The following is a 4154-nucleotide window of genomic DNA, read 5'->3' as shown; positions in this document are numbered from 1 at the left end:
TCAACTCGCCGGGTGGTTCGGTCAGCGCCGGGATGGCCATCTACGACACCATGCAGTGGGTGCCCAACGACGTCGCGGCCGCCGGCCTCGGGCTGGCGCTGTTGACGCTGGCCGGGCTGCCGCCCGCCGTCGTCGGCCTGGTCGCGAAGGTGGTGGCGCTGCGCCCGGTCGCCAGTGACGGCACCTGGCTGCTCGCGCTCGTGGCCGCGCTCAACGTGGCGCTGGGCGTCGCCGTCTACCTGCGGTGGGCGGCGGTCGTGGCAGCCCGTCCGGTGCCGACCGAGGACCCGGGCGCCGGTGAGCAGCCCGCGGCCGAGCCGGTCCCCGAGGTGCGGTGGCCGTGGCCGCACCGGGTGGTGTCGACCGGGCTGGCGCTGCTGCTGGTGCTCGGCAGCATCGCGCCGGTGGGCATCTGGTAGCGGCTCCGGAACACCGCCACGACCTGCGACGTTTCCCGGACATGCACAAGCACTACAACGGGGTGAAGACCGCGCTGCTGTTCGGCGCCATCTGGGCGCTGCTGCTCGGGCTGGGCGCGGTGGTCGGGAGTGGCCGCTACATCTGGCTGTTCGCCCTGTTCGGCGTCGGCATGACGTTCTACAGCTACTGGAACTCGGACAAGATCGCGATCAAGGCGATGCGCGCCTACCCGGTGACCGAGGCCCAGCAGCCGGCGATGTACCGGATCGTGCGCGAGCTGTCCGAGCGGGCTGACCAGCCGATGCCGCGGCTCTACGTGAGCCCGACGGCGGCGCCCAACGCGTTCGCCACCGGACGCAACCCGCAGAACTCGGCGGTGTGCTGCACCGAGGGCATCCTGCACCTGCTGAACGAGCGGGAGCTGCGCGGCGTGCTCGGTCACGAGCTCATGCACGTCTACAACCGCGACATCCTCACCAGCTCGGTCGCGGCAGCGCTCGCCGGCGTGATCACCTCGGTGGCGCAGATGATGCTGTGGTTCGGGGCCTTCGGCGGCAACCGTGGCAACGGGGGCAACCCGCTGGCCATGCTCGCGATGGCACTGCTGGCGCCGCTGGCGGCCACTGTCATCCAGCTGGCCATCAGCCGTACCCGGGAGTACGACGCCGACGAGGACGGCGCCTCGCTGACCGGTGACCCGCTCGCCCTCGCCTCGGCGCTGCGCAAGCTCGAGCGCGGCACCCAGGCGGCGCCACTGCCGCCGGAGCCGCGGCTGCAGAACGCCAGCCACCTGATGATCGCCAACCCGTTCCGGGCCCGCGACGTGGGCAAGCTGTTCGCCACGCACCCGCCGATGTCCGAGCGGGTCGCCCGGCTGGAGGCGTTGGCGCGGCTGCGCTGAGCCCGACGGGCGGGCCGGCCGGCTGCGCCGCCGCGGACCGGTCGTCAGCCGCGGGCCGACGGCCCGGGATGTCCTCGCTGGTCCGGTTCGCTGAGCAGCGGCTCACGGCGGCGGCCCGCGGCGACGAGGGAGCCAACCAGCACCATCCCGAGCAGCACGAGGCCGACCGTCGCCGCGAGGTGCTCCCCGGGCGGCAGCAGTGTCCGGTCCTCGGTCTGCCAGGGCCACAACGCCCGCAGCGACCCCGTCATCAGCCCGAGCAGCACCGCCATGGTCAGGTCGTGGTGGGTGGTGAGCAGGTGCGTCAACAGCCGGGCGACCAGCGCCAGGCCGAGGACCGCCCCGAGCACGAACACCGCGATGTAGCCGAGGTCACGGTCGTCGAGGGCGGCCAGGGTCGGCGTGTACATCCCGAGGGCCAGCAGCAGGAACGACCCGGACACCCCCGGCAGGATCATCGCGGTGATGGCGATCATCGCCGCCCCCAGCACCAGCACCAGGGGCGGGTCGACCACCTCGGCCGGCGGCAGCCCCACCAGCACGAAGGCCACGGCGGCGGCGGCCAGCGCAGCCCCGGCCCGGCCGGGTGTCCACTGCCCCACCCGACGGAGCGGCACCGCCAGTGACGCCAGGATCAGCCCGGCGAACAGGGCCCGGCTCTGCACCGGGTAGGCCTCCAGCAGCGGCGGGATGAGCCGGGCCCCGGTCAGCAGGGCGAGCACGATCCCGGCGAACAGCGGCAGCAGCAGCGCCCAGTCCATCCGGCGCAGCCGCTCCCAGCTCTCCCGCGGGCGGCCGCGCACCAGGTCGAGCAGCGTCACGGACCCGTGCCCGATCGCGGTGACGAGCCGCTCGTAGATCCCCACGATCAGGGCCACCGTCCCCCCGGAGACCCCCGGGACGACGTCGAAGGCCCCCATGAGCAGCCCGCGGGCCACGTTGAGCAGCGGGTCGGCCACTCGCGGTCGGTGTCCGGTCACGCAGCGCAGCCTACGGCTCCGGGCCGCCTACCCTGGGCAGGTGCCCCGCCTGCTCGTCGTCAGCGCCACCCGTGCCGAGGCCGCCCACCTGCCCACGGGGGTCGACCTGGTCGTCACCGGCATCGGCAAGACCGCCGCGGCGGTCGCGACCGCGACCGCGCTCGCCGGGCGCGACACCGAAGACCTGCTGGTGCTCAACGTGGGGACCGCCGGCGCGCTGCGGCCCGGGCTGACCGGCCTGTTCGCGCCCAGTGCCGTCCTCAACCACGACCTCAGCGCTGACCTGGTGCGGGCGCTCGGCTACGACCCGCAGGAGCGGCTGGAGCTCGACGGTGGTGACGGGACCGTGCTCGCGACCGGTGACACCTTCGTCACCGACGCGGCGGTGCGCGACACGCTCGCCGAGCGGGCGCACCTGGTGGACATGGAGGGCTACGCGGTGGCCTACGCGTGCCGGTGCGCGGGTGTGCCGGTCCGGCTGGTCAAGCACGTCAGCGACCCGGCGGACGGCAGCGCCCTGGACTGGCCGGAGGTCGTCGACCGCAGCGCCCGGGTGCTGGGGGAGTGGGTCGCCGGCCTGGCCTAGCCGGCTGGTCAGCCCGCGAGAACCTCCCGCAGCCGGGCCGCGAAGGCGTCCGGCTCACCCGTCATGCCGTACTCGCCGCCCAGGAAGCCGGCGTGGTCGCCGGGGAACCGGACCGGTTCCTCCCCGAGGCGGCCGGCCAGCGCGACGCCGGCGCGGTGGGCGAGCTCGCCCGCCGAGCCCTCGCCCACGGCGAGGACCACCCGGGTCGCCGCCGACCGCACCGCCGCGACGTCCACCCGGTAGCCGCAGCAGCTGAGCAGGTTCTGGCCCAGCAGCGGGTCGTCCCGGCGGCCGTCGTCCTCGGCCGGCAGGCCGAACGCGGCCGGGTCGGGCGTCGCGGCGGCGGCGAGGTCCTCGGTCACCGGCCCGCGGTGCTGCACGAGGGCGATGAAGCGGGCCATGCCCGCGCCCTGCCCGTCCCGCAGGTAGGCCTCCCGCACGGCCAGCACCGCGGCCCACGCGTGGTCGGCGTCGGGCAACTCATGGACCAACGGCGGCTCGTGGGCGACCAGCGTCCGCACCAGCCCCGCGTGCCGCTCGACGAGTGCCAGCGCGTTGACCGCCCCGCCGCTGCTGGCGAACACGTCCACCGGTCCGGTGCCGACCGCCTCGATCACCCGGGCCAGGTCGTCGGCGTGCTGGTCGGGGGGGGGGGGGGGGGACTCCCCGGCGGGGTCCGGGGTGGTGCTCCGGCCGGTTCCCCGCGGGTCGCAGGTGACGACGGTCCGGTCCGGGAAGTGCCCGGCCAGCGTCACGAACCCGGCGGCGTCCATGGGCGAGCCCGCCAGCAGCAGCGGGGGCTGCTGCGCCGGCCCGCGCCGGACGTCGTAGGTGATGGTGGCGCCACCGCTGTCCAGCGTGGCGGGCTCGGGGCCGGTCCTCGTCGTGCTCATCGTGCCTCCTGCGTGTCCTGGCGCTGTGGTCGCCGGTAGGTCAGATGCGTGACGTGCGGGGTGTGCCTCGCGGCCACGACCTCGAGCGCGAGCGGAGGCACGCCGGCGAATAGCCGGGCCCCGGCGCCGAGCGTGACCGGGACCAGCTGCAGCCGCAGCTCGTCGAGCAGGCCCGCGGTTAGGACCTGGTTGAGCGTCGCGGCGCCGCCTGCCACCTGCACCGCCCCGTCCCCGGCGGCGTCACGGGCGCGAGCCAGGACCGCCTCGATGCCCTCGGTGACGAAGTGGAACGTGGTGCCGCCGGCCATCACCAGTGGCTCCCGGGGGCGGTGGGTGAGCACGAAGACCGGCGCGTGGTAGGGCGGCTCCTCCCC

6 protein-coding genes are annotated in these 4154 nt (G+C 75.0%); 3 read left to right on the top strand and 3 right to left on the bottom strand.

Annotation, left to right across the window (positions count from 1 at the left end; all coding sequences use genetic code 11):
- Positions 1 to 419: ATP-dependent Clp protease proteolytic subunit (locus GFJ45_RS17015; RefSeq protein ID WP_323368747.1), on the top strand; the 419-nt coding region annotated here is incomplete at its 5' end.
- 41 nt (positions 420 to 460) lie between these two features.
- Entirely contained in the window at positions 461 to 1321 is an 861-nt protein-coding gene (gene htpX / locus GFJ45_RS15385; RefSeq protein ID WP_153398788.1) for a zinc metalloprotease HtpX, read from the top strand.
- A 44-nt stretch (positions 1322 to 1365) separates the two neighbouring features.
- On the opposite strand, the gene GFJ45_RS15380 is transcribed toward htpX, so the two are convergent.
- Positions 1366 to 2301 carry a DUF368 domain-containing protein gene (locus tag GFJ45_RS15380; RefSeq protein WP_228387157.1) on the bottom strand — a complete coding sequence of 312 codons (936 nt, stop codon included), beginning with the start codon at positions 2299 to 2301 and terminating at the stop codon, positions 1366 to 1368.
- Between the two features lie 40 nt (positions 2302 to 2341).
- Between GFJ45_RS15380 and GFJ45_RS15375 the strand changes: the two genes are divergently transcribed.
- Positions 2342 to 2887 (top strand): nucleosidase, encoded by a 546-nt coding sequence (locus GFJ45_RS15375; RefSeq protein ID WP_228387155.1) that lies wholly within the window; start codon positions 2342 to 2344, stop codon positions 2885 to 2887.
- 8 nt (positions 2888 to 2895) lie between these two features.
- Here the strand turns inward: GFJ45_RS15375 and GFJ45_RS15370 are convergent, their stop codons facing one another.
- Positions 2896 to 3780, bottom strand: a complete 885-nt coding sequence (locus GFJ45_RS15370) for an alpha/beta fold hydrolase (RefSeq protein ID WP_153398782.1) — start codon at positions 3778 to 3780, stop codon at positions 2896 to 2898.
- The coding region (locus GFJ45_RS15365; protein ID WP_194288716.1) for a dihydrofolate reductase family protein at positions 3777 to 4154 on the bottom strand (378 nt) is incomplete at its 5' end. The genes GFJ45_RS15365 and GFJ45_RS15370, both read right to left, overlap by 4 nt.

It is taken from the genome of Ornithinicoccus halotolerans (genome assembly GCF_009602535.1).
Lineage (GTDB): Bacteria > Actinomycetota > Actinomycetes > Actinomycetales > Dermatophilaceae > Ornithinicoccus > Ornithinicoccus halotolerans.
The sequence above is the reverse complement of the archived record's forward strand: the minus strand, read 5'-3'. Positions and strand labels throughout refer to the sequence as shown.

Coding starts and splice junctions, on each gene's coding strand:
- GFJ45_RS15370 (WP_153398782.1), bottom strand. CDS start 3,780: ATGAGCACGACGAGGACCGGCCCCGAGCCCGCCACGCTGGACAGCGGT.
- htpX (WP_153398788.1), top strand. CDS start 461: ATGCACAAGCACTACAACGGGGTGAAGACCGCGCTGCTGTTCGGCGCC.